This is a genomic window from Streptomyces sp. NPDC051582, from assembly GCF_040681715.1.
Classification (GTDB): domain Bacteria; phylum Actinomycetota; class Actinomycetes; order Streptomycetales; family Streptomycetaceae; genus Streptomyces.
Genome location: NZ_JBFAZJ010000007.1, coordinates 121,207 through 144,343, shown reverse-complemented (window position 1 = coordinate 144,343; position 23,137 = coordinate 121,207). Strand labels below are relative to the sequence as shown.

The 23,137-nt window shown below is 74.0% G+C and carries 22 protein-coding genes; 12 read left to right on the top strand and 10 right to left on the bottom strand.

Translation table 11 applies throughout. The features are described 5' to 3' along the window. The first annotated feature begins 56 nt into the window (after window positions 1–56). Window positions 57–509: a universal stress protein gene (locus AB0M92_RS12320; protein WP_366102055.1), complete on the top strand. Its 453-nt coding sequence runs from the start codon at window positions 57–59 to the stop codon at window positions 507–509. Window positions 510–540: 31 nt separating this feature from the next. Here the strand turns inward: AB0M92_RS12320 and AB0M92_RS12315 are convergent, their stop codons facing one another. Both AB0M92_RS12315 and AB0M92_RS12310 read right to left on the bottom strand, forming a co-directional pair. Continuing rightward, window positions 541–1,476: a serine/threonine dehydratase gene (locus AB0M92_RS12315; RefSeq protein WP_366102054.1), complete on the bottom strand. Its 936-nt coding sequence runs from the start codon at window positions 1,474–1,476 to the stop codon at window positions 541–543. 13 nt (window positions 1,477–1,489) lie between these two features. After that, on the bottom strand, window positions 1,490–2,131 hold the full coding sequence (locus AB0M92_RS12310; protein WP_366102053.1) for a TetR family transcriptional regulator: 642 nt from the start codon (window positions 2,129–2,131) through the stop codon (window positions 1,490–1,492). Window positions 2,132–2,309: 178 nt separating this feature from the next. Here AB0M92_RS12310 and AB0M92_RS12305 point away from each other — a divergent pair, with 178 nt between their 5' ends. The 7 genes from AB0M92_RS12305 to AB0M92_RS12275 all read left to right on the top strand — a co-directional run bounded on the left by AB0M92_RS12305 (window position 2,310) and on the right by AB0M92_RS12275 (window position 12,012). Then, window positions 2,310–3,995, top strand: a complete 1,686-nt coding sequence (locus AB0M92_RS12305) for a ricin-type beta-trefoil lectin domain protein (protein ID WP_366102052.1) — start codon at window positions 2,310–2,312, stop codon at window positions 3,993–3,995. Window positions 3,996–4,026: 31 nt separating this feature from the next. Beyond that, window positions 4,027–6,342: an alpha-N-acetylglucosaminidase gene (locus AB0M92_RS12300; protein WP_366102051.1), complete on the top strand. Its 2,316-nt coding sequence runs from the start codon at window positions 4,027–4,029 to the stop codon at window positions 6,340–6,342. 228 nt (window positions 6,343–6,570) lie between these two features. After that, window positions 6,571–6,873 carry a polyprenyl synthetase gene (locus tag AB0M92_RS12295; RefSeq protein WP_366102050.1) on the top strand — a complete coding sequence of 101 codons (303 nt, stop codon included), beginning with the start codon at window positions 6,571–6,573 and terminating at the stop codon, window positions 6,871–6,873. Beyond that, window positions 6,866–7,903, top strand: a complete 1,038-nt coding sequence (locus tag AB0M92_RS12290) for a polyprenyl synthetase family protein (RefSeq protein ID WP_366102049.1) — start codon at window positions 6,866–6,868, stop codon at window positions 7,901–7,903. The genes AB0M92_RS12295 and AB0M92_RS12290 overlap by 8 nt, the downstream gene beginning before the upstream one ends. Window positions 7,904–7,937: 34 nt before the next feature. After that, entirely contained in the window at window positions 7,938–9,131 is a 1,194-nt protein-coding gene (locus AB0M92_RS12285; RefSeq protein WP_366102048.1) for an oxygenase MpaB family protein, read from the top strand. Between the two features lie 153 nt (window positions 9,132–9,284). Continuing rightward, window positions 9,285–10,892 carry a molybdopterin-dependent oxidoreductase gene (locus AB0M92_RS12280; RefSeq protein ID WP_366102047.1) on the top strand — a complete coding sequence of 536 codons (1,608 nt, stop codon included), beginning with the start codon at window positions 9,285–9,287 and terminating at the stop codon, window positions 10,890–10,892. A gap of 46 nt (window positions 10,893–10,938) precedes the next feature. Beyond that, window positions 10,939–12,012 carry an alpha/beta hydrolase-fold protein gene (locus tag AB0M92_RS12275; protein ID WP_366102046.1) on the top strand — a complete coding sequence of 358 codons (1,074 nt, stop codon included), beginning with the start codon at window positions 10,939–10,941 and terminating at the stop codon, window positions 12,010–12,012. A 4-nt stretch (window positions 12,013–12,016) separates the two neighbouring features. On the opposite strand, the gene AB0M92_RS12270 is transcribed toward AB0M92_RS12275, so the two are convergent. Together AB0M92_RS12270 and AB0M92_RS12265 are read right to left on the bottom strand one after the other, a co-directional pair. After that, window positions 12,017–13,261, bottom strand: coding sequence for a cytochrome P450 (locus AB0M92_RS12270; RefSeq protein ID WP_366102045.1), 1,245 nt, complete (start codon window positions 13,259–13,261; stop codon window positions 12,017–12,019). 144 nt (window positions 13,262–13,405) lie between these two features. Next, the gene (locus tag AB0M92_RS12265) at window positions 13,406–14,185 is read right to left on the bottom strand and encodes a hypothetical protein (protein WP_366102043.1); all 780 of its coding nucleotides are present in this window, start codon (window positions 14,183–14,185) and stop codon (window positions 13,406–13,408) included. A 182-nt stretch (window positions 14,186–14,367) separates the two neighbouring features. Here AB0M92_RS12265 and AB0M92_RS12260 point away from each other — a divergent pair, with 182 nt between their 5' ends. Beyond that, complete coding sequence (locus AB0M92_RS12260; protein ID WP_366102042.1) at window positions 14,368–15,291, top strand: SDR family oxidoreductase; 924 nt, start codon at window positions 14,368–14,370, stop codon at window positions 15,289–15,291. A gap of 14 nt (window positions 15,292–15,305) precedes the next feature. Here AB0M92_RS12260 and AB0M92_RS12255 read toward each other — a convergent pair whose 3' ends face one another. Continuing rightward, window positions 15,306–16,328, bottom strand: a complete 1,023-nt coding sequence (locus tag AB0M92_RS12255; protein WP_366102162.1) for an enoyl-CoA hydratase/isomerase family protein — start codon at window positions 16,326–16,328, stop codon at window positions 15,306–15,308. Between the two features lie 60 nt (window positions 16,329–16,388). Here AB0M92_RS12255 and AB0M92_RS12250 point away from each other — a divergent pair, with 60 nt between their 5' ends. Further along, complete coding sequence (locus tag AB0M92_RS12250; RefSeq protein WP_366102041.1) at window positions 16,389–16,955, top strand: dihydrofolate reductase family protein; 567 nt, start codon at window positions 16,389–16,391, stop codon at window positions 16,953–16,955. Window positions 16,956–16,964: 9 nt separating this feature from the next. Here the strand turns inward: AB0M92_RS12250 and AB0M92_RS12245 are convergent, their stop codons facing one another. Next, complete coding sequence (locus AB0M92_RS12245) at window positions 16,965–17,720, bottom strand: helix-turn-helix transcriptional regulator (protein WP_366102040.1); 756 nt, start codon at window positions 17,718–17,720, stop codon at window positions 16,965–16,967. 177 nt (window positions 17,721–17,897) lie between these two features. Between AB0M92_RS12245 and AB0M92_RS12240 the strand changes: the two genes are divergently transcribed. Together AB0M92_RS12240 and AB0M92_RS12235 are read left to right on the top strand one after the other, a co-directional pair. Continuing rightward, window positions 17,898–18,992 carry an MFS transporter gene (locus tag AB0M92_RS12240; protein ID WP_366102161.1) on the top strand — a complete coding sequence of 365 codons (1,095 nt, stop codon included), beginning with the start codon at window positions 17,898–17,900 and terminating at the stop codon, window positions 18,990–18,992. Window positions 18,993–19,064: 72 nt separating this feature from the next. Further along, a complete protein-coding gene (locus AB0M92_RS12235) occupies window positions 19,065–19,661 on the top strand; it encodes a hydrolase (protein WP_366102039.1) in 597 nt (198 codons plus the stop codon). Window positions 19,662–19,668: 7 nt separating this feature from the next. Here the strand turns inward: AB0M92_RS12235 and AB0M92_RS12230 are convergent, their stop codons facing one another. From AB0M92_RS12230 to AB0M92_RS12215, 4 genes are read right to left on the bottom strand one after another with little or no spacing between them, the layout of a single operon-like run. After that, complete coding sequence (locus AB0M92_RS12230) at window positions 19,669–20,289, bottom strand: ATP/GTP-binding protein (protein WP_366102038.1); 621 nt, start codon at window positions 20,287–20,289, stop codon at window positions 19,669–19,671. Then, entirely contained in the window at window positions 20,270–20,629 is a 360-nt protein-coding gene (locus tag AB0M92_RS12225; protein ID WP_366102037.1) for a DUF742 domain-containing protein, read from the bottom strand. The genes AB0M92_RS12230 and AB0M92_RS12225 overlap by 20 nt, the downstream gene beginning before the upstream one ends. Further along, on the bottom strand, window positions 20,626–21,033 hold the full coding sequence (locus AB0M92_RS12220; protein WP_366102036.1) for a roadblock/LC7 domain-containing protein: 408 nt from the start codon (window positions 21,031–21,033) through the stop codon (window positions 20,626–20,628). Before AB0M92_RS12220 ends, AB0M92_RS12225 begins: the two co-directional genes overlap by 4 nt. Beyond that, window positions 21,030–22,694 (bottom strand): ATP-binding protein, encoded by a 1,665-nt coding sequence (locus AB0M92_RS12215; protein WP_366102035.1) that lies wholly within the window; start codon window positions 22,692–22,694, stop codon window positions 21,030–21,032. Before AB0M92_RS12215 ends, AB0M92_RS12220 begins: the two co-directional genes overlap by 4 nt. Window positions 22,695–23,137: the final 443 nt, after the last annotated feature.

Below are 23,137 nucleotides of genomic sequence, written 5' to 3'. Positions count from 1 at the left end.
CTCGCCCGTGTATACAAGAGGCAAGGACGATACGGACGAAACGAGAGGAACCCACTGTGAGTGAGACCATCGAGCCTCTGATCGTCGTCGGCGTGGACGGTTCGAACCACTCCAAGGAAGCGCTGCGCTGGGGCGTCGCCCAGGCGAAGGCCATCGGCGGCCGGGTGCACGCCGTCATGAGCTGGGAGTGGAGCACCAATCCGTTCGCCATCGGCCACGGCACCCCGGACGAGCTGGTCGGCGCCGAGGAGACGGCCCGCCAGCGCCTCGCGGACACCGTGGCCTCGGCCGTCGGCACCTCTCCCGGCGTCCCCGTCTTCCGCCGGGTCGAACACGGCTCGCCGGCCCAGGTGCTGGTGGACGCCTCGAAGGAGGCGGAGCTGACGGTGGTCGGCACCCGGGGCTACGGCGGCTTCAAGGGCGTCCTGCTCGGCTCGGTGAGCCAGCAGGTCGTCCAGTACGCGGCGTGCACGGTGGTCGTCGTCCGCGAGGGCGCGGACGAGGACTAGGGCACGAACAGGGGCAGGAACGGGGACGGGACTACCGTTCCGGGGCCGTCAGGTCCCCCGGGTCGGTGTTCGCTCCGCACAGGACGACGGCCACCCGCTCGCCCAGCGGCTCCGGGGCGCACCGCAGGGCAGCCAGAGCCGTGGCCGCGCCGGTCTCCACCACGATCCGGTGCTCCTCCCACAGCGCGCGCCGGGCGGCCGTGATCGCCGGGTCCGGGACCAGGACGGACCGTACGTCCTCCTCCCGCGCGGCGGCGAGCGCAGCCGCCGAGACGCGGGTGGCACCCAGCGAGTCGGCGGCGACCGAGTCCACGGCCACGTCGACGACCCGGCCCGCCTCCAGGGCCGCGTTCAGGGCGCGGCAGTTCTCCGGCTCGGCCGCGATCACCCGTACGCCGTGCTCACGGGCCGCCGCCGCGACCCCCGCGAACAGCCCGCCCCCGCCCACCGCGACGACCACGGTGTCCAGCCCCGGAAGCCCCGCCCGGATCTCGTCCAGGACCGTACCCGCGCCCGCCGCGATCAGCGGGTGGTCGTACGCGTGGCTGCTCAGCGCGCCGCTGCCCGCCGCGAACTCCTCGCACGCGGCCAGCGCTTCGGCGTACCGGTCCCCGACGAGCCGTACGTCCGCCCCGTACCCGCGCAGCCGGTCCACCTTCACGCGCGGCGCGTTGGCGGGCAGGAACACCGTCGCGGGAACGGACTGCGCGCGGGCCGCCCAGGCGCAGGCCAGGCCCGCGTTGCCACCGGAGGCGATGGTGACGCCCGCGTCCGGGAGGGTCCCGGCGTCACGGTGGGCGGCCAGGAAGTTGCGGGCGCCGCGGGCCTTGAAGGACCCGGTGTGCTGGAGGTACTCCAGTGCGAACCAGAGGCCCTCGGCGGCGGGCACGACGGCGACGGGGCGGACCGACCCGGCTATCCGGTCGGCGGCGGCGCGTACGGCGGCGTAGTCGAGCTGCTGTTCCACGATGGGGTTCCCTTCAGGCGGCGGGCCGGTTGGCCTCGATCAGCTGGCGCAGCGCGCCGTGGTACACGTCGTGGTCGGTCAGGGCGGGCAGTACGTCGGCCAGCCCGCCCGTGAGCACGGGGAACTCCTGCGGATCCAGCGCGGCCAGGGCCGCCCGCGAGGCGGCCGTGGCTCCGGCCGGATCCCGGTGGTCCACGAAGGCGGCGCTGCCGAGGGTCAGCAGGTACATGCGGCGGTACGCGGTCATCGCCTCGGCGGCCGTCATCCCGGCGGCCACGCTGTCGGCGAGCGCCGGCTCGACCAGCCGGGCCAGCAGCTGGCGGCCGAGCCAGGGCCGGCCGCCGCGGAGCACGAGCAGCCCGGGGTGGGCGACGAGCAGCCGGTACAGGGCGGTGAACCGCAGCTCGGCGGCCTCAGCCCAGCCGGTCCCGGCCGGGATCTCGGGCAGCTGTCCGGCGAGGTGCTCGGTGCAGAGGTCGAGGAGCCCGGCCAGGTCGGTGCAGCGGCGCTGGACGGTGGCGTGGGAGACCTCCAGCCGGTCGGCCAGGGCGCGGAAGCTCAGGGCGTGCGGCCCCTCCTCGTCGATGAGGCGCAAGGCGGCGACGGCGATCGCCCCGGGCGTCGCGCGGTCCAGGGCGTCTGATCTCTTCGGCATGAGATACAGCGTATCAGCCACTGACACATACGACGTATCACCATCCCGGCTCCCCGATCGTGTGACGTCGACTACGGCCATATTGCTGGTCATTGAGCCATAACCGTCGACTTATGTTGACAGAGGGTAGTCGCACGGCTGCACTGAGCGCACTGCAGCCCCACCTCAAGGAGTCTCCGTGCCGCCTCGCCTGCGTGCGTCGCTCCCCTGCCTCACCGCGGCCGCCCTGCTCGCGTTCTGCCTCGCCCCCACCACCGTGGCGACGGCCGAGCCGTACGCCACCTCGGACGCCCCGCTCGCGCTCACCCCGCCCATGGGCTGGAACAACTGGGCGCACTACATGTGCGACATCGACGAGGCCAAGGTGGTCGCGAACGCCGACGCACTGGTCTCCACCGGCCTCGCGGCAAAGGGCTACGACACGGTGACCGTCGACGACTGCTGGATGACCAAGAGCCGGGACGCGGACGGCAATCTGGTCGTCGACACGCAGAAGTTCCCGCACGGCATGGCCTGGCTCGGCGAGTACCTGCACGCCAAGGGCCTGAAGTTCGGCATCTACGAGGACGCCGGGTCCCTCACCTGCGAGCGCTACCCCGGCAGCGGCTCGCCCGACGGCGGCGGCCCCGACCACTACGCCCGGGACGCCCGGCAGTTCGCGTCGTGGAAGGTCGACTACGTCAAGATGGACGGCTGCAACCTGTGGGTGCCGCCCGGGAAGACGAAGGAGCAGGCGTACCGCGACGCGTACGGCGCCGTCTCCGCGGGGCTGCGCGCGAGCGGCCGGGACATGGTGCTCTCGGCCTCGGCCCCCGCCTACTTCCAGCAGGGCGAGTGGGGCGGCTCCGACTGGCACAAGGTCCTCGGCTGGGTCGGCGAGAGCGGCCAGCTGTGGCGCGAGGGCAAGGACATCAAGGTCTACAACCCCGCCGCGCCCGCGACCTCCCGCTGGAGCTCGGTGCTCGGCAACTACGGTTACAACCGCTGGCTGGGCCGGTACGCGGGCCCCGGCAACTGGAACGACCCCGACTTCCTGCTCGCGGGCGCCCCCGGGCTCACCGAGGCGGAGGGCCGCAGCCAGGTCGGCCTGTGGGCCATGATGGCCGCCCCGTTCATCCTGTCCTCCGACGTCACCGAGCTCACCCCCGCGGGGCTGGCCGCCCTGGGCAACACCGACATGATCGCGCTGGACCAGGACCCGATGGGCCGCCAGGGCGCGGTGCTCTCCGCCAACGCCACCTTCGAGGTGCTGGCCCGCCCGCTGGCGAACGGCGACCGCGCCGTCGCCGTGCTCAACCGGTCCGCCGGCGCGCGGGACATCTCCGTACCTCTCACCGACATCGGGCTGTACTCCTGCACCGTCGACGCCAAGGACCTGTGGACCGGCAGGAGCACCGAGGTCTCGACCTCCCTGACGGGGAAGGTGGCCGCCCACGACACGGCGGTCTTCCGGCTCACCCCGCGCGAGGGGTGCGGCGCGGCCGTGCCGACCGGGCAGATCACCGGCAACGGCGCGCGGTGCGCCGACGGGGTCAACACCACCGGCGTGGGCGCGGTGGTCCTCGCGCCGTGCACCGCGGCCGGCGACCAGCGCTGGGTGCTCGGGCCGCAGGAGAGCGTGCGCCTGACCGGCAAGTGCCTGTCGGCGGGCGAGGGCGGCGCCGTGGAGCTGGCCGCCTGCGCACCCGGCGAGCCGGGGCAGCGCTGGACGCACCGCCGGGACGGGGCACTGGTCGAGGACGCCGGCGGGCTCTGCCTGACGGCTCCCGCCGCTGCCGCCACCCCGGACGCCCCCGCCGAGCGACTGCGCCTGAGCGACTGCGGCGACCACCGCGTCGACCAGGCCTGGTCCCTGCCCGTCTGATCACGGATCGGTGACTCAGGTGATTCATCGGATGACGAACTCCCCACCCCGGCGCCGTCGGCGCGCGCAGCTGCGCCACCGGATCGCCCTCGCCGCCCTGGCGGCCCTCCTCGGCACCGGTTCCCCCGCACTGGCCGGTACCGCCGGTACGGCCGACCCGACCGGCGTACGAGACCGCGCGCCCGCGCACGTACCGGACGGCCCGCCCGGCGCCCCGGTGCCCCGGGCCTTCGACGCCGGCCCCGCGCGCGAGGCGCTGGAGCGGCTGCTGCCGCACCACGCCGCCCAGTTCACCCTCGTACCGGACCCGGCCGCCGGGGCCGACCGGTTCACGGTGTCCGGGACGGCAGGCGCGATCACCGTACGCGGCTCCACCGGGGCCACCCTGCTCACCGGCGTCGGCTGGTACCTCCAGCACGTCGCCGGGGCCGACATCGGCTGGCCCGGCGACAGCATCGGGATGCTGCCCGCGCGGCTGCCCGCCGTACCCGCGCCGGTCACCCGCAGCGCGCTGGTGCCGCACCGGTACGCCCTCAACGACACCGACGACGGCTACTCGGGCGCGTACCGCACCTTCGAGCAGCACCAGCACCAGATCGACCTGCTCGCCCTGCACGGCATCAACGAGGTGTTCGTCCAGGCCGGCGCCGAGTACCCCTACTACCGGGCGCTCCAGGGCTTCGGCTATTCCGCCGCCGAGCTGCGCGAGTGGATTCCCGGCCCCGGGCACCAGAGCTGGTGGCTGCTGCAGAACCTGAGCGGGTTCGGCGGTCCCGTCTCGGAGCGGCTGATGCGGGAGCGCGCCGAGATCGGCGGGCGGATCGCCGAGCAGTTGCGCGGGCTCGGCATGACCCCCGTGCTGCCCGGCTACTTCGGTACGGTGCCACCCGGGTTCGCCGCCCGCAACGCGGGCGCGAAGACCGTGGCGCAGGGCGACTGGGCGGGCTTCGACCGGCCCGACTGGCTGGACCCGACCTCCCCGGTGTTCGGGAAGCTGGCCGGCGCCTACTACGCCGAGCAGCGCGCCGTGTTCGGGGACAGCGCCATGTACCGGATGAGCCCGCTGCACGAGGGCGGGACGGTGGGCACCGTCGACGTGAAGGCGGCCGCCGGCGCCGTCCAGAAGGCGCTGCACGCCGCGCACCCGGGCGCGATGTGGGCGGTGCTGGGCTGGCAGGACAGCCCGAAGGCGGAGCTGCTCGCGGGGCTGGACACCTCGAAGCTGCTGATCCTCGACGGGCTGTCCGACCGGTACAACCGCCTGGACCGCGAGGCCCGCTGGGGCGGGGCCCCGTACGCGATGGGCACGATCCACAACTTCGGCGGGCACACCACCATCGGCGCGAACACCTCGGTCTGGATCGAGCGGTTCGGCCCCTGGCGGACCAAGTCCAACAGCGCTCTGAAGGGCATCGCGTACCTGCCGGAGGCCACCGGTACGAACCCGGCCGCCTTCGACCTGTTCACCGATCTCGCCTGGGAGCCCGGGACGATCGACCAGCGCAAGTGGTTCGCCGATTTCGCGGGCCGCCGCTACGGGCGTCCCGACAAGGAGGCGGCCGCCGCCTGGGAGGAGCTGCGCACGGGCCCGTACAGCACCTCCTCGGGCCTGTGGTCGGAGTCCCAGGACAGCCTGTTCACCGCCCGGCCGAGCCTGAGCGCGGTGGGGGCGGCGTACTGGAGCCCCAAGTCGATGCGGTACCCGGCCGACTCGGTGCGCCGGGCCCTGGACCACCTGCTGAAGGTGGATCCCGGGCTGCGCGGCTCCAGCGCGTACCGCTTCGACCTCGTGGACACGGCCCGGCAGGCCATGGCCAACCACTCCCGGGTGCTGCTGCCGAAGATCAAGGCGGCGTACGAGGCGAAGGACCTGACCCGGCTGCGCGCACTGACCGCCGAATGGGCGGACGGGGAGCGGCGGCTGGACGCCGTCACCGGCTCCGACCCGAACTTCCTGCTCGGCGACTGGCTCGCGGCGGCCCGCTCCTGGGGTGCGGACGAGGCCGAGCAGGACCGGTACGAGTACGACGCGCGCTCGATCCTGAGCGTGTGGGGCCGGCGCAGCACCAGCGAGGGCGGCTTCCTGCACGACTACGCGAACCGCGAATGGAGCGGCCTGATCGCGGAGTTGTACGCGCCCCGCTGGGCGGCCTACTTCGAGACGCTGGAGGAGTCCCTGGTGCGGCGGGCGGCGCCCCGGGAGATCGACTGGCACGCCTACGAGGAGGACTGGGCCCGCCGCACCACCCGGCATCCGAGCGGAGCGAACGGCCCGAGCGGGGATCCCTACGCACTGGCGAAGGACATCGCGGCCACCCTGAAGTCCTCGGAGGGAGCCGCCCGCTGAGCGCTTACACCACCTCGGACGGTGGCGATCGGATGATGCGCTGATCATCACCCGCCCGTGGGAATCCCGTTACCCGTGCGGGGGAGAACCCGTCGAGAGCTTGGACGCGCGGGACGCGCACTCGGTTGACTGGTCCGGAAGGACCACGAGGGGCGGCCGCCGGAACATCCGGCGGCCGCCCCTTCCGACGCCGTCACACGGCCCGACGCCAGCAGGAGTGCACCGCGCATGTCCCATGAGACGCCGCCCGCCGAGGACCGCACCCCGCCCGTGACCCTGGAGCTGCTCGCGCTCCTGGCCGCCGGGGTCGCCGATATGGCACTCGACCAGTTACGGCAGTCCGCCGATCGGGCCCAGGAGGCACTGCGCCGGTCCGACCTGCGGGACCTGCTCACCGACGGGGTCGTGGAACTGCGCAAGCGCGGCGAACTGGCCACCCGCCGCTCGGGCGCGGCGACGGAGAACCACCTGGAGACCATGGCCCGGCGGGCCGCCGAGCGGGTCGCCTCCGAGGGCCACCCGCGTGCATGACCACACCGGCTTCAAGGAGCGCATCGACGAGGTGCTGGTCCGGCTGGCCGACGAGGAGGAGCGGGCGCTGCTCTCCCTGCACGCCGAACTCTCGCCGTTGTCCGGGCAGTTGCGCCGCTCGCTGGCCGACGGGAAGCGACTGAGGGCCGCGTACCTGTACTGGGGCTGGCGGGCGGCCGGGCAGCCCGACTGCGAGGGGGTGATCCGGGCCGCGGCCGCGATGGAGCTCGTGCACGCGGCGGCGTGCACGCACGACGACATCATCGACGGCAGCCGGATGCGGCACGGCCGGCCCACCGCGCACGCCGCCTTCGCCTCCGGTACGGGCGCCGGACAGCGCTCCACCGCCCTCGCGATGATCCTCGGCGATCTGCTGATGGGCTACGCCGGGCACGTCTTCAGCTCGTGCGGGCTGCCCGGCGCCTACCTGGCCCGGACCGTCCCCCTGTGGGCCACGCTGCTGCGCGAGACGATGGCGGGCGAGTTCCTGGAGGTGCTCCGCACCCGGGCGGAGCAGGTGCCGCAGGTGGCGGAGTCGCTGGAGGTGGCCCGCTTCAAAACGGCCAAGTACACCGTCGAGCGGCCGCTGCACCTCGGCGCCACCCTGGGCGGGGCCCCGCGCGCGCTGCTCGACGCCTTCACCGCGTACGGGCTGCCGCTCGGCGAGGCCTTCCAGCTGCGCGACGACCTGCTCGGCACCTTCGGCGACCCGGCCAGGACCGGCAAGTCGAACGTGGACGACCTGCGGGACGGCAAACCGACCGCCCTGCTCGCCCTGACCGTCGCCGCGGCCGGCGGTGACGGCCGGCGGCTGCTCGCGAAGCTGGTCGGCCGCCCCGACCTGGGTACCGAAGAGGCCGCCGCCGTACGTGCGTTGATGGAAGGCTGCGGGGCCCGGCAGCAGGTCGAGGACATGATCCGGGAGCGCATCGCCCGGGCCGTCGGCGCGCTGGACTCCGTACCGATGCCCGCGGAGGCGCGGTCCGCGCTGCGCGAGCTCGCCGGCACGGCCGCCGAGCGCTCGCTGTAACCCGCCCCCGCCCCACACGAGAAGGACGAGTCAAGTGACCACCGCCGAGACCGCCTCCGCTCCGCCGCGCCCCCGTTACGACCACGCCGCCCTCGACGCCCTGTCCACCCAGGGCGATCCGCTCGCCGACGAGACCGTCGCCGCGCTGCTGCGCCGCGGCGAGGTGGGCGACCTCAATACGCTCATGCGGTTCTTCACCACCGCCGGGGACCCGCTCCCCGAGCGGCTCCCGGCCTCCGCGCGCGGCTACTTCGAGGCCACGGCCCTGCCCCCGTCCTGGGTCGACTGGGACGTCATGGAGCAGGCCCGGCTCTTCTTCATGGACAACGCCGCCCACATCAACACCGGCCTGTCCTTCGCCGCGATGCCCGTCAGCTACGCCGTCCCCCGGATGGCCCGGCTGCTCTCCTCCACGCACTCGCTCGCCTACCCCTCCCGCCGGATGGCCAACACCGGCCAGTTCGTCACCTACCTCATGCGGACGGACTCCTTCGCCGAGGGCAGCAAGTTCATCCCGGCCGTGCAGAAGGTGCGGCTGCTGCACGCGGCGGTGCGCCACCACCTGCGCGAGGGCGGCCACTGGGACGTGGAGCGGGACGGCCTGCCCATCTGCCAGGAGGACATGATCGCCGGGCACACGTTCTTCTCCCTTCTCGTGCTCGACGCCATGCACCGGCTCGGCATCCACATGAGCGACGAGGGCGCGGAGGCCTACTACTACGCCTGGCGGGTCGTGGCGGCCCTGCTCGGCTGCGACATGGCGGCCGTACCGCAGGACCTCGCCGGGGCGCGCGCGTACTGCGACCTCTACCTGGAGCGCCATCTCGGCCCCTCGCCCGAGGGCGTGGTCCTCAATGCCCAGCTGCTGCGGCTGTACGAGGACGTGGTCCCCGGCACCCTCTTCGACCCGATGGTCCCGGCCACGGTCCGCTTCCTGGTCGGCGACACGATCGGCGACTGGCTGGAGGTCCCGCGCAGCCCCTGGGACTCGGCGGCCAAGGCGGTCCCCGTGGTGCTGGGGCTGCTGGAGACCATCGAGGACAGCAGTCCGCTCGCGGAATGGGCGCTCGACAAGGCGGGCTCGCTGCTCGCCGGCTTCGAGCTGTCCGCGCTGACCCGGGGGCGGGTCATGCACCACGCCATCCCCGCGGAGCTGAAGGCGGAGTACGGGGTGAAGGCGCCGCGCGCCGGACGCTGGGTGCCGCCGTCCTCGGCGCCGGCGCGCTGAGGCGATCGGCGCTGCCGCGATCGGGCGCCGACGAGAGCCGGCTGAGCCGAACGGGCGTGGCCCGGCGCGGTTCCGTCCTGGTCGGAGTCACACTGGAAGCCCACATTCCGGGTGGACGGTGACAACGACGGCGACGCGAACGGTGACCTGCCCATGACGACCCCCGAGAAGGCGGACCCGGGGCCCCGGCTCCGTGTCCTGGGCGGCGCCGCCTGCGGACTGGTCGCCGCCTGCGCCGGTCTGGCCGTGGCCGAGCTGGTTTCGGCGGCGGTCCGGCCCGAGGCCTCCCCCGTCACCGCGGTCGGCGGCGCGGTGGTCGACCGTACGCCGGTGGGCGTCAAGGAATGGGCGATCCGGGAGTTCGGCACCGCCGACAAGCTGCTGCTGGCACTCGGGATCATCCTCGTCCTCGCCGCGGTGGCCGCCCTGGCCGGGGTGCTGGCCGTACGGCACCTGCCCGCCGGAATCGCGCTCGCGGGCTGTTTCGGGCTGGTCGGGGCGGCGGCCGCGCTCAGCCGGCCCGAGGCGGCCTGGCACGACGCGCTGCCTTCGCTGGTGGGCGGACTGGCCGCGGCCGGTGTGCTGTATCTGCTGGTCAGCGCGCTGACCACACCCCGTCCGGTGGGCGCGCCGCCGGGCGGGGCCTGGTCGATGGACCGGCGCGGCTTCGGCCGGCTGGTCGGCGCGGCCCTCGTGGTCTCGGCAGGCATCGGGTACGCGGGACGGCGGCTCGGGGCGTACGGCTCGGCCGGGGCCACGGCCTCGCGGGCGGATCTGGTCCTGCCGGAGCCGGCCGTGCCCGCGCCGCCGGTGCCGCCCGGCGCGCAGCTGCCGGTGCCCGGGATCTCCCGCTTCATCACGCCCAACGGGGATTTCTACCGGGTGGACACCGCCCTGGTCGTCCCGCGGGTGGACGCGGACACCTGGCGGCTGCGCATCCACGGCGAGGGCGTCTCGAACCCGCTCGAACTCGGGTTCGGCGAGCTGCTGGCCCGCCCGCTCGTCGAGCACGACATCACCCTCTGCTGCGTGTCGAACGAGGTCGGGGGCCCGTACGCGGGCAATGCCCGCTGGCTCGGCGTGCGCCTGGCCGACCTGCTGCGCGAGGCGGGGGTGCGGCCGCCCTCCCAGGGCGGTCCGGCGGACCAGCTGGTGGCGCGCTCGGTGGACGGGATGACGCTCGGCACGCCGGTCGAGACGGTGATGGACGGCCGGGACGCGCTGCTGGCCGTCGGGATGAACGGCGAGCCGCTGCCCTTCGCGCACGGCTTCCCGGTGCGGATGGTCGTACCGGGCCTGTACGGGTACGTCTCGGCGTGCAAATGGCTGACCGAGCTGCGGCTCACCACGTTCGCGGCGTACGACGCGTACTGGGTGCGCCGGTCCTGGGCGCAGCAGGGCCCGGTCAAGACGCAGTCCCGCATCGACACCCCGCGCCCCTCCGCCGAGCCGCAGGAGGGCCGGGTGGCGGTGGCCGGAGTGGCGTGGGCGCAGCACCGGGGCATCGCCCGGGTGGAGGTACGGGTGGACGCGGGCCCGTGGCACGAGGCCCGGCTCGGGGCGGCGGACGGCAACGACACCTGGCGGCAGTGGGTGTGGGAGTGGGAGGCGACCCCCGGACCGCACGTGCTGGAGGTCCGCGCCACGGACGGTACGGGGGCCGTCCAGACGGGAGTGCGCGCGGGGACCGTCCCCGACGGGGCGACCGGGTGGCACTCGGTGTCGGTGCGTGTCCGGCCGGGGCCCGGGAGGAAGGCATGATGCGGACATCCCGGGATACCGACCCGCACGTCAGGAGCCGGCCCTCGTGGAGCTGACCAGTACGTCGTTCCTCGTCACCCTGATCACCGTCACCGTGCTCGCGATGCTCGCCGCGCTGCTGCTGTGGAACCGGATCCCGGGACCCGGGTGGGTGCGCTGGCCCGCACGGGTGCTGATGATCGCGCTCTGCCAGCTGACCTCGATCGCGGTGATCGCGACCTGGATCAACGGCAGCTACGGGCTCTACGCCTCGTGGAACGACCTGCTGGGCACGGAGAACGCGCAGAACTCCTCGGCGATGACGGGGCCGCCGCCGGGCCGGGCCCGGTTCACCCAGGGCGGGGACGGTACGCAGAGCACCTATTTCCGCGGCTCGCATTCGAAACTCGCCGGACAGGTGATCGTGTGGACCCCGCCCGAGTACCGGGCGCCGGGCGCGGAGAAGACCCGGTTCCCGGTGGTGGTCCTGCTGCACGGGTATCCGGGCTCGCCCCGCACCTGGATCGACCTGGGCGGGATGCCGGGGACGCTGGACCAGCTGGTCCGGCTGGGCGCGGCGCACCCGTTCATCCTGGTGATCCCCGACGTGTATCCCGGCGGGGTGAACACGGACTGCAGCAACACGCCGGCGCGGAAGGTGGCCAGCTGGCTGGCGCAGGACGTGACGGACCTGGTCGCGAAGAACTTCCGCACCCTTCCCGAGCCGGGGGGCTGGGGGCTGATGGGGGTCTCGACGGGGGCGTTCTGCGCGGCCAAGCTGCCGCTCCAGTACCCGAAGGTGTTCCGGGCGGGCGCGGCCCTGGACCCGGACCCGCTGACCGGGGACCCGCAGGTGCTGGCCGATCCGGTGCTGCGCGAGCGCAACAGCCCGCTCTGGCTGGTCCGGCAGGCCAGGAAGGCCGACGTCGGGCTGTTCCTGGCCACCTCGGCGCAGGACAAGGACAGCCCGCCGGCGCAGCTGGAGGCCTTCGGCCGGGCCGCGGCGGGCAGCGGGGTCCGGGTGAAGACCCTGATCCGCCCGTCCGGCGGCCACAACTTCCAGACCTGGACGGCGATGTACCCGGACGCGCTGGGCTGGCTGAGCACGGAGCTCTCCCCGCCCGGCGACGGCCGCGGCTGATCCGCTACCCGAGCCGGACGGGGAGGGATTCGACGCTGTTGCCGATGAAGCTGTGCAGGTACGGGAGTTCGGGCTCGGGGACCGCGAGGTCGAGGTCGGGGAAGCGGGTGAAGAGCCGCTCCAGGGCGATGGTGGCCTCCAGACGGGCCAGCGGGGCGCCCACGCAGTAGTGCGCGCCGTGCCCGAAGGCCAGGTGGCGGGAGGCGGCGGGGCGGGTGATGTCGAAGCGGTCGGCGTCCGGGCCGTGGAAGGCCTCGTCGCGGCCGGCCGAGGTGTAGGCGGCGAGGACCGGGGTGCCCTGCGGGATCACGGTCCCCTCGACGGTCAGGTCGCGGGCGGCGTACCGGAACGGGAACCAGCTGACCGGGGCGTCCCAGCGCAGGGTCTCGTCGACCACGTCGGACCAGCCGGCCTTGCCCTCCCGGACCAGGGCGAGCTGGTCGCGGTGGGTGCACAGGGCGCGGACGGCGTTGCCGATCAGGTTGAGGGTGGTCTCGTGGCCGGCGACGAGCATCAGCCGCATGGTGCCGATGAGTTCGGCCTCGCTCAACCGGTCGCCGTCGTCCTCGCGGGCCGCGATCAGTGCGCTGGTCAGGTCCTCGCCGGGGCTCTCGCGGCGGGCGGCGGCGATCGTTCCCATCAGCTCGACGAGCTCCCGTACGGCGGCCACCACCTCCGCGGGGGTGCTGTCGGTGGCGACGATCACGGTGTGGGACAGGTGGTGCAGCCGTCCGCGGTGCTCGGGGTCCACGCCGAGCAGCTCGCAGATGACGCTCATCGGCAGGGGCAGCGCGAAGCGGCTGCGCAGGTCCACGATCCCGTCGGGGGCCTCGGCGGCGGCCCCGGCGAGGTCGTCGAGGAGCGCGGCGGTCAGCTGCTCGATGCGCGGCCGCAGCCGTTCCACCTGGCGGGCGGTGAAGGCGTTGCCGACGAGGGAGCGCAGCCGGCGGTGGTCGGCGCCGTCCGCGGTGTGCATGCCCTGGGCGTTGGCGAACACCCGCAGCGGCCAGTCGGGCGCGATGGTGCCGTCGTGCAGGGCGGGGAAGTGCCGGGCGTCCTTGGCCGCGTCGGGGTGGGCGAGGAACTCCTTCAGCGCTTCGTGTCCGAGGACGACCGCTGCGGGCACTCCGCCGGGCAGGACCACGTCCGCCACGGGGCCCTGGGCGCGCAGCCGGGCGTTGAGGGCGTGCGGGCAGCCGCCGGCGGGATCGATGGCGTACGCGGGCGCGGGTGCGCTGTCGGGTGACAAGCCGGGTCTCCTGACCGTCTGGGCGAGTGGGTGGATCCCGGCCAACAGTGCGGCCTGGAGGGTGGGTTGGACAAGCCCGTTCGGGAGCGTCTTCGGGCGGCGGGCGGCGGGCGGCGGGCGGCGGGTGCCGGGCGGCGGGCCGGGTCAGCGGGCCAGGTGCAGCCGGGTGTGGAAGTACCCCTGGGACTCCTTGCCCGCCGGGTCCTCACCCAGAGCGGTGACCGCGGCCACCGCGCGCCGCTGCTCGCCGGGGTCCGTGAAGCGCCGCTGCGGCCGGGTGGCGCCGTCCCGCTCGACGGTGAGCCCGTACGACTCCAGGCAGCGGGAGATCGGCCGGTAGTCGTGGGTGCGCAGGACGAAGGCGGCCACCGGCAGGGCCCGGCCGGCGGCGGTGAACAGGCGGGCGAAGGTGCGTCCGGTGAGGAAGCTGGTGCCGCCGGTCACGGTGATCAGGCCTGCTCCGGCCGCGGAGCGCCGCAGCCCCTCCCCCGGCTCCTCGGCCTCCAGGTCCACGCGGTGCCCCTCGTCGAGCAGGCCGACGGCCACCGCGTACTCCAGGGCGGGACCCGATACGTCGACGCCGACGGCCCGCACAGCGTCGGGGCGGCGCCGCGCGGCGTAGAACGCGCGGTCCCGGTCCGCGAGTTCGGCGGTGGTCAGTCCGGCCGCCTCCCGCGAGGTGTAATGCGCGTACAGCTCGTCGAGGGTCACGTCGTGGTTGAGGAGCGCGGAGTTGATCCCGTACGAACAGCAGATGTCGATCACCGTCCGCCGCTGCGGGGCGAGTTCGGCGGCCAGGGCGCGGAACACCGGCTGGGCGTGGCCCGGGGTCTGGTAGGCGTACGGGCCGAGCCGGCCGAAGTAGCCCCGCGGGTCGGGGAGTCCGTAGATCTCGTCGAAGCTGGTCATGCCGGCATCGGTCATCGGGGGTACGCCTCCGCGGTCACGGGCGGGTCTGGGGGACACAGTCGTACCCATCCGCGCCCCGGGGTCGAAAGGCCGCCGATCCGGCCACCGGCGGGAGCACTCGCGCGGGCGGCGCCGCGCACGCCCGCGCCACCGCCCGCCGGCGCGCCCGGCGGGCGGTGGCGGCGTAGGGTCGGGTCATGGCCGAAGCACGGCGGACTCTCGATGGCAAGGTCGCCCTGGTGGCCGGGGCCACGCGGGGCGCGGGCCGGGGCACCGCGGTCCAGCTCGGCGCGCGGGGTGCGACGGTCTACGTGACCGGGCGCAGTACGCGCGGCAGCCGTTCGGAGTACGACCGGCCGGAGACCGTCGAGGAGACCGCGGAGCTGGTCAGGGCGGCGGGCGGGCGGGGCATCGCCGTGGTCGCCGACCATCTGGTGCCGGAGCAGGTGGAGGCGCTGGTCGGGCGGATCGACGCCGAGCAGGGGCGCCTGGACGTATTGGTGAACGACATCTGGGGCGCCGAGAAACTGTTCGAGTGGGACCGCACCGTGTGGGAGCACGACCTCGACAAGGGGCTGCGGATCCTGCGGCTCGCGGTGGACACCCATGCCATCACCAGCCATTTCGCGCTGCCGCTGCTGCTGCGCGAACCGGGCGGTCTCGTGGTGGAGATGACGGACGGCACGGCCGAGTACAACGCGGCCCACTACCGGGTCTCGTTCTTCTACGACCTCGCCAAGTCGGCCGTGCTGCGCATGGCGTTCGCCCTCGGGCACGAGCTCGGGCCGCGCGGGGCGACCGCGGTGGCGCTGACGCCCGGCTGGCTGCGCTCGGAGATGATGCTGGACAACCACGGGGTGGGCGAGGAGAACTGGCGGGACGCTCTGGAGCGGACCCCGCACTTCGCCATCTCCGAGACCCCTTCGTACGTCGGGCGGGGCGTCGCCGCGCTCGCCGCGGACCCCGGGGTGGCGCGCTGGAACGGTCAGTCGCTCTCCAGCGCGCAGCTGGCCCGGGAGTACGGGTTCACGGATCTCGACGGCAGCCGGCCCGACGCCTGGCGGTACCTGGTGGAGGTCCAGGACCCGGGCCTGCCGGCCGATGTGACCGGCTACCGCTGAGCGGCCCCCCGGTTTCAGGGCAGCCGCAGCTCGCGGGCTCCGCCGAGCGGGGCGAAGAACCCCTCCACGTCCGCGGCGGTGACCTCGGCGAGCGCGGGCGGGGACCAGCGGGGGTTGCGGTCCTTGTCGACGACCTGCGCCCGTACGCCCTCCACCAGGTCGGGTGAGCGCAGGGCGTGGCAGGAGACGCGGAACTCCTCCTCCAGCACCCGCTCCAGGGAGCCGAGTGCGCGGGCCCGGCGAAGGGCGGCCAGGGTGACCTTGAGGGAGGTCGGGGACTTCGCCAGGATCGTCTCGGCGGCCTCCTTGGCGGCCGGGTCCCCCTCGGCCAGCAGCCGTTCCACGATCTCCTCGACGGTGTCGGCGGCGTGGCAGCGGTCGATCCAGGCGCGCCATCCGGCCAGTTCACCCGGCGCGGGCGGCTGCGCGAAGCGGGGCAGCACCTGGTGCGCCGGGGCGCCGGCGAGGGCGGCGGTCAGCTCCGGCAGCCGGGCGGCGGGTACGAAGTGGTCGGCGAGCCCGCACAGCAGCGCGTCGGCCGCGCCCACGGCGGCCCCGGTCAGGGCCAGGTGGGTGCCGAGCTCCCCCGGGGCGCGGGCGAGGAGGTGCGTACCGCCCACGTCGGGGACGAATCCGATGCCGGTCTCGGGCATGGCGACGCGGGAGCGCTCGGTGACGACGCGCACGCTGCCGTGGGCGGAGAGCCCTACTCCGCCGCCCATGACGATCCCGTCCATGAGGGCCACGTAGGGCTTGGGGTAGCGGGCGATCCGCGCGTTCAGCCGGTATTCGTCGCGCCAGAAGCCCTCGGAGGCATCGCCGCCGGCCTTCGCGTCGTCGTGGATGGCCCGGATGTCCCCGCCGGCGCACAGCCCGCGCTCGCCGGCGCCCCGGATGAGGACCTGGACGACCGCGGGGTCGTGCTCCCAGGCCGCCAGCGCCTCGGTGATCCGCAGCACCATGGGGTGGGTGAGGGCGTTGAGCGCCCTGGGGCGGTTGAGGGTGATCACCCCGGTGTGGCCCTCCGTGGTGAACAGGGCCGTGTCGTCTGCGCCGTCTTCGGTCTTCACACCGGCCAGTATGTAGCGTGGTCCGGCATGCGAAAGATCATCCTGATGATGTCGATGTCCCTGGACGGCTTCATGGAGGGGCGGGACCGGGACATCTCCTGGCACATGGTCGACGATGAACTGCACCGGTTCATGAACGACGAGATCCGCGCGCTGGGCGGCTTCCTGACCGGCCGCGTCACGCACGAGCTGATGACGGAGTACTGGCCGACCGCCGACGCCGATCCGTCCGCCTCCGAGCCGGAGATCGAGTTCGCGGGCATCTGGCGGGACATGCCGAAGTACGTGTACTCCCGCACGCTGCGCCAGGAGGACCTCGCCTGGAACTCCACGCTGGTGCGGGCCGTCGTACCGGCCGAGGTCGCCGCGCTCAAGGAAGCCCCGGGCGGCGACCTGGTCGTGGGCGGGGCCGACCTCGCCGCCACCTTCCTGCGCCACGACCTGGTGGACGCGTACCGGCTCTTCGTGCACCCGGTGCGCATCGGCCGCGGCACGCCGGTGTTCCCGCCGTTCGCCGGCCCCGGGCCGCTGCGGCTGGAAGGCACCCGCACGTTCGGCAACGGCGTGGTCCAGCTGCGGTACGCGCGCCCGTAGGAAGCCCGCTCACGGCAGCCGGCCGGGGTGGGTCCCCGGGGTGTGGCCGAAGGCGCGCCGGAAGACGTCGATGAAGGCGCTCGCGGAGGACCAGCCGCAGCGGTGGGCGACGGCGGTGACGGGCGTTGCGACGGCCAGCAGCCGCAGTGCCCGGTGCAGGCGCAGCTGGGTGCGCCACTGCGGGAAGGTCATGCCGAGTTCGGAGCGGAAGAGGCGGCTGAGCGTGCGCTCGCTCGCTCCGGCGCCGGCGGCCGCGCCCAGCGCCGCCAGTGGGCGGGGGTCGGCCGGATCGGCGTGCAGCAGGGCGCACACCGCCGTCAGCCGGGGGTCGGCGGGCGCGGGCAGGTGCAGGGGCTGCAGGGGCGCGGCGCGCAGCTGGTCGAGCAGGACCCCGAGCATCCGGCGCCGCTCGGGGCCGTCGCCCCCGGGAGCCCTCGTATAGGCCAGGATCAACTCGCGCAGCAGCGGCCCCACGGCGATCACGGCGGGCGTGTGGAGGGCGAGCGGGTTGAGCCGGGTCGGAAGGCCGACGGAGTGCAGGTCGGTGCGGCCGTACGCGCGGTGCTCGTGCACCGTCCCGGCCGGGATCCACAGGGCTCGGGTGGTGGGGGCCACCCAGGTTCCGGCGTCGGTGGTGATGGACAGCACTCCGGAACCGGCGTAGGCGATCTGGTGGTCGTCGTGCCGGTGCGGGTCGATCCCGACGTGGGTGTCGAGGGCGCGGATGCTGGTCGCGGCCCTCGGGGTGTGGCGGATTTCCTGCATCACCGGGCAATTTATCGGAAGCGGGCCGCTCGCGGTACGGGCGATTCTCGACCGGTGACCTCATCGAAGACCGCTTCCGAGACCGCTTCCCAGACCGCCTGCGAACGGCCCGCCGCCGCCGGGACCCGTCCCGTACGGCGCCGCCGTCTCGCCGCCCTCGCGGCCGGCCATTCCTGCGTGGACGTCTACCAGGGCGCCGTCGCCGCGCTCGTCCCCTTCCTCGTCTCCCAGCGCGCGTACGGATACGCCGCCGCCTCCGGGATCGTGCTGGCCGCCTCCCTGCTGTCCTCGGTGGTCCAGCCGCTGTTCGGGGCACTGGCCGACCGCCGCCCGATGCCGTGGCTGATCCCGCTGAGCACGGCCGCCGCCGGGCTGGGCATCGCCCTCGTCGGCGCGGACGCCGGCCGTCCGGCCACCGTGGCCGCCGTGGCCCTGTCGGGGCTGGGCGTGGCCGCGTACCATCCGGTGGCCGCCCGGCTGGTCCGCACCGCGGCGGGGGGCCCCGGGCACACGGCGATGGGCTGGTTCGCGCTGGGCGGCAACATCGGCTTCGCCTGCGCACCCCTGCTCGTCGTCGGGGCCCTGTCGGTGTCCGGGCCGGCGGGTTGGGGCCTGCTGGCCGCGCCCGCCGCGCTGGGCGTCGTACTGAACCTCCCGCGGCCGGCGCGGGACGGGGCGGCCGGGCCTCGGGCGGCGGCGCCCGTCGTCGCGTCCGGACCCGAGGACCGGCGGGCGTTCCTGCGTCTCTCCCTGGTGGTGGTCGTCCGCTCCGTCGCGTTCATCGGGCTGAGCACGTTCATCGCCCTGTACGTGCGTGAGCGCGGCGGCGGCGAGACCGCCGGGGCGGTGGCCCTGTTCGCCCTGTTCGCCGGCAGCGCGGGCGGCACCCTGCTGGGCGGCCGCCTGGCCTCGCGCTGGAGCCGGGTCACCACCGTCCGCCGGGCGTACGCGGCGGCCGCTCCCGCCGTCGCGGGCGTACTCTTCCTGCCGCTGCCCCTGGTGTACGGGTGCGCGGCGCTGGCTGCCGCCGCCCTGTACGTGCCGTTCTCGCTCCAGGTGACGCTGGGCCAGGACTACCTGCCGGCCCGTATGGGCACGGCCTCCGGGGTCACGCTCGGCCTGACGGTCAGTGTCGGGGGCGTGGCGAGCCCCTTCATCGGCGCCCTCGCGGACGCCGCTTCCGTACGGACCGCCCTGCTCCCCCTGGCCGTGCTGCCGCTGCTCGCCTGGGCGCTGGCCCGGCGGCTGCCGGAGCCCGCACCGGCCGCGTGAGCGGGCGGGCCGGCGCCGCCGCGGGTTACATGGGCGTGAACCGTGATGCCCGGATCGATCTCAGGAGACCGGATGACCGCCGCTGCCGACCGCACCGACCGTTCGCCACTGACCCTGGACGACGGCACCGCCCTGGTCCTCATCGACCTCCAGCAGGGCATCCTGGCGCTGCCCACCACCCGGCCCGCCGCCGAGGTCCTCGCCAACGGCATCCGGCTCGCCGGCGCCTTCCGCGCCCGCAAGCTGCCCGTGGTGCTGGTCAGGGTCGCCTGGTCGCCCGACGGCGGCGACCTGCCCACCACCGACGTGGACCGCCCGGGCCCGGCCGCGGCCCCGCCCGCCGCGTTCTCCGAGATCCCGGCCGAGCTGGCGGCCCTCGGCGACGTCGTGGTGACCAAGCGGCACTGGGGCGCCTTCACCGGCACCGAGCTCGACCTCCAGCTGCGCCGCCGCGGCATCCACCGGATCGTCCTGGCCGGCATCTCCACCAGCGTCGGAGTCGAGTCCACCGCCCGTACGGCCTGGGAGCACAACTACTCGCTGGTCTTCGCCGAGGACGCCACCGCCGACACCGACCCCGCGTCCCACGCCCACGCGTTCGGCAAGATCTTCCCGCGCATCGGCAAGGTCAGCACGACCGCGGAGATCACCGCCGCCCTCGGCACCTGAGCGGCACTCACGATGCCTCCGGGGCCGCCGCCAGGGAGTGCAGGTAACGCATCAGCGTCATCAGGACGTCGCGGCTGGATTCCCGCCGGCGCGCGTCGCAGAAGACGAGCGGTACGGACGCGGGCAGGTCGAGGGCGGAGCGCAGCTCCTCCAGGGGGTGCTCGGGCGCGTCGGGGAAGGAGTTGACGGCGACGACGAAGGGCACCCCGCGCTCCTCCAGCCTGCCGATCACGTCGAAGCTGACCTCCAGGCGGCGGGTGTCGACCAGGACCACCGCGCCGAGCGCGCCCTCGAACAGGCCGCGCCACAGGAACCAGAAGCGCTCCTGGCCGGGGGTGCCGAACAGGTAGAGCACCAGCTCCTGGTTGATGCTGATGCGGCCGAAGTCCATGGCCACGGTGGTGGAGGTCTTGCGCTCCACGCCCGCCGTGTCGTCGACGCCGACCCCGGCCTGGGTCATCGTCTCCTCGGTGGTGAGCGGCCGGATCTCGCTGACCGAGCCGACGAGGGTCGTCTTGCCGACCCCGAAGCCGCCCACGATCACCACCTTGACTGCGGCGGCGGCCGTGGTCGGCAGCGCGTCCTCGCGCCGGGGCGCGGTGGCCCGGTCAGAGCTTTCGAAGTCCATCGATGACTGCCTCAATCAGTGCCAGGTCCGGGAGTTTGGCGGGGGCGACGGGTGGACGGGAGAGCACGTGGCCCGCGGCGATCAGGTCACCGAGGAGTACGGTGACCACGCTCACCGGCAGGCCGAGATACGCGGAGATCTCGGCCAGCGAGAGCGGCGTCTGGCACCACCGCATGATCGCCGCGTGCTCCGGCTGCATCCCGGGTTTGGGGCCCGACTTGGCGATGATCAGCGTGACGAGGTCGAGGTGGCTGGGCTCTAAGTCGCCACTGCGGCCGCCCGTGATCACGTACAGCCGCTCGGGAGTGCCGTCCTCCCAGTCCCCGCCCGGGTTGCTCACGCCGGCTGCCCGTCGCGGCGCGGCGGGCTGCTCAGGTGTTCTCCGATCCGGGCGACGAGGTCGCGCATCCGCTGGCCCATCAGACCGGCATCGACGCCTTCGTCGGCCAGGACGGCGAGGAAGGCGCCGGCGCCGGCCGCCATCAGGTAGAAGAAGCCGCCGTCCATCTCGATGACGACGAGCCTCATCCGCCCCCTGCTGCCGGGGAGTTCGGTGGCGACGGCGCCGGCGAGGCTCTGCAGCCCGGCGCAGGCGGCGGCGAGCCGGTCCGCGGTGTCGGTCTCCGCCCCGTACTGCGCCATGCGCAGGCCGTCCGCGGACAGGACGATGACGTGGCGGGTCTGCGGGACGCCCTCGGCCAGGTCCTTGAGCATCCAGTCCATATTGGTCTGCTGCTGGCTCATGGCTGTTCCCCCTTGCTCGCCGAGGCCGGCGAGGCATCCGTGTTCTGGCTTGCCGCGCCGCTCCGGGTCACGGCGGTCTGGCTGTCCCCCGACAGGCCGCCCTGGAAGGCGGCCAGCCACATCCCGGGCTGGACCTCGGGCTGCGGCTGCGGCGCCGGATCGGGCGCGCGTCCCGATCCGTACGCGTACCCGCTCTCCTCTGCGTACCCGTGTCCGGCGCGGTCCGCGGCCGCCTCGGCCGCCGCCACGATCCGGTCGCCGGCGTCGGCGGCCTCGGGCGCCCCGGCTGCCACGGCGCGCGTCTTGCGACGGCGCTGCGGCAGGCCGCCCGGGGTCCGCTCGGTCACGACGGGCACCTCGTCGGGCGCGGCCGGCATCCGGGGTCCAGTGACCGGGCGGGCCGGCTCCTGCCGTACGTCCGGTGCTCCGCCCTGCGCGCTGGTCTCGGCGGCGGCCGGGGCCAGGGCGGCACGGGGGCCGGAGGCGGTGCCGATGCCGTGGGCGACGCCGGTCGCGGAGGCGGCCGTGGTGATGAGCGACTGCGGGATGATGAGCACGGCACGTACGCCGCCGTACGCCGACGAGCGCAGCGAGACCTGGAAGTCGTACGCCTGCGAGAGCCGGCCGACCACGGCGAGGCCCAGGCGCGGGGTCTCCCCGAGGTCGGTGAGGTCGATGCCCTGCTGGGCCTGGCGGAGCATGCGCTCGGCCCGCTTGCGGGCCTCCTCGCTCATGCTCACGCCGCCGTCCTCGATCTCGACGGCGATGCCCGAGTTCACGTCGACGGCGGTCAGGTGGACCCTGGTCTGGGGCGGGGAGTAGCGGGTCGCGTTGTCCAGCAGCTCGGCGAGCGCGTGGATGAGCGGTTCGACGGCGGGGCCGATGACGGCCACCTGCGAGACGGAATGCAGCTCCACGCGCTGGTAGTCGATGATCCGCGACATGGCGCCGCGCAGCACGCTGTACAGGGGGACGGCCTTGCTCCACTGCCGGCCGGGGCGGGCGCCGCCGAGCACGGCGATGGAGTCGGCGAGACGGCCGATGAGGGCCGTGCCGTGGTCGAGCCGCAGCAGGTCGCCGAAGACCTTGGGGCTGCGGCCGTGCCGGTCCTCCATCTCCCGCAGTTCCTGGGCCTGTTGGTGCACGATGGCCTGGACGCGGCGGGCGATGTTGACGAAGGCGCGCTGCGCGGAGTCGCGCAGGTCCTCCTCGGCGACGACGGCGTCGAGCACCGAGCGCAGCACGGCCTGGTGGGCCGCCCTGAACTCCGGCGTCAGGCCGGGCCCGTGGGTGTCGAGCTCCTCCAGGGAGGCGAGCACCTCCTCCGGGAACTCACCCTTGCGCAGCCGTTCCACGACGTCGGGCAGCAGCTCCTGCGCGAGTCGTACGGTCTCGGTCTGCTGCCGGAGCAGGGCCGACTCCTGCGCGGCGACGGTCGCCCGCAGCGCGGCGACCGCCTTGCCGCGCCGGGCGGCCTCACCGCAGGACAGGGCGACGGCCACGAAGGCGACGGCTCCCATCCAGGCGACGGGGGTGCGGGCAGGTGCGGACACCTGCACCACCGCGATCGCCGCGGCGGCGGCGGTCAGCAGGGCGGGCAGCGCCCAAACGACGGGTGAGGTGGGCCCTGGACTTCCGGGCGACGATCCCACTCGAACCATCAGAACCCTCAAACGATCGAAAGCGAATGATCATATGACAACGGCCCGGAATCTTAGCGTCTATATGCACGTCCCTTGACAGCAGGTCATGATCCGGACCGCACAAGGGGGTTGGCGTCCACGGATATGGCCGAAACCCATAGGTCCCCACCCCGCTCCGAACCCTCCCGGATCCACGGCCGCCTCCGCCCCCGGGCACCCCCAGCACGGTGCGAGGCCCCTTGCATCCACCGTACGGAACGGCTGGATCCCGCCACCGGCCCTCCGGCAGGGTCCGGGCCCGAAACGCATGGCGGTCCGCCATCGTGCGGTGACGAGGGCAGACCGCCGTACGATCCGGTCGGTGTCGTTCCGGTTGGTGTCAGCGGCTGGTGCCGCCGAGGCCGGAGGGCCCCTGCCAGGCCCCGTTGCTCACCCAGTCGTTCGCAAGACTGCCGTTGGTG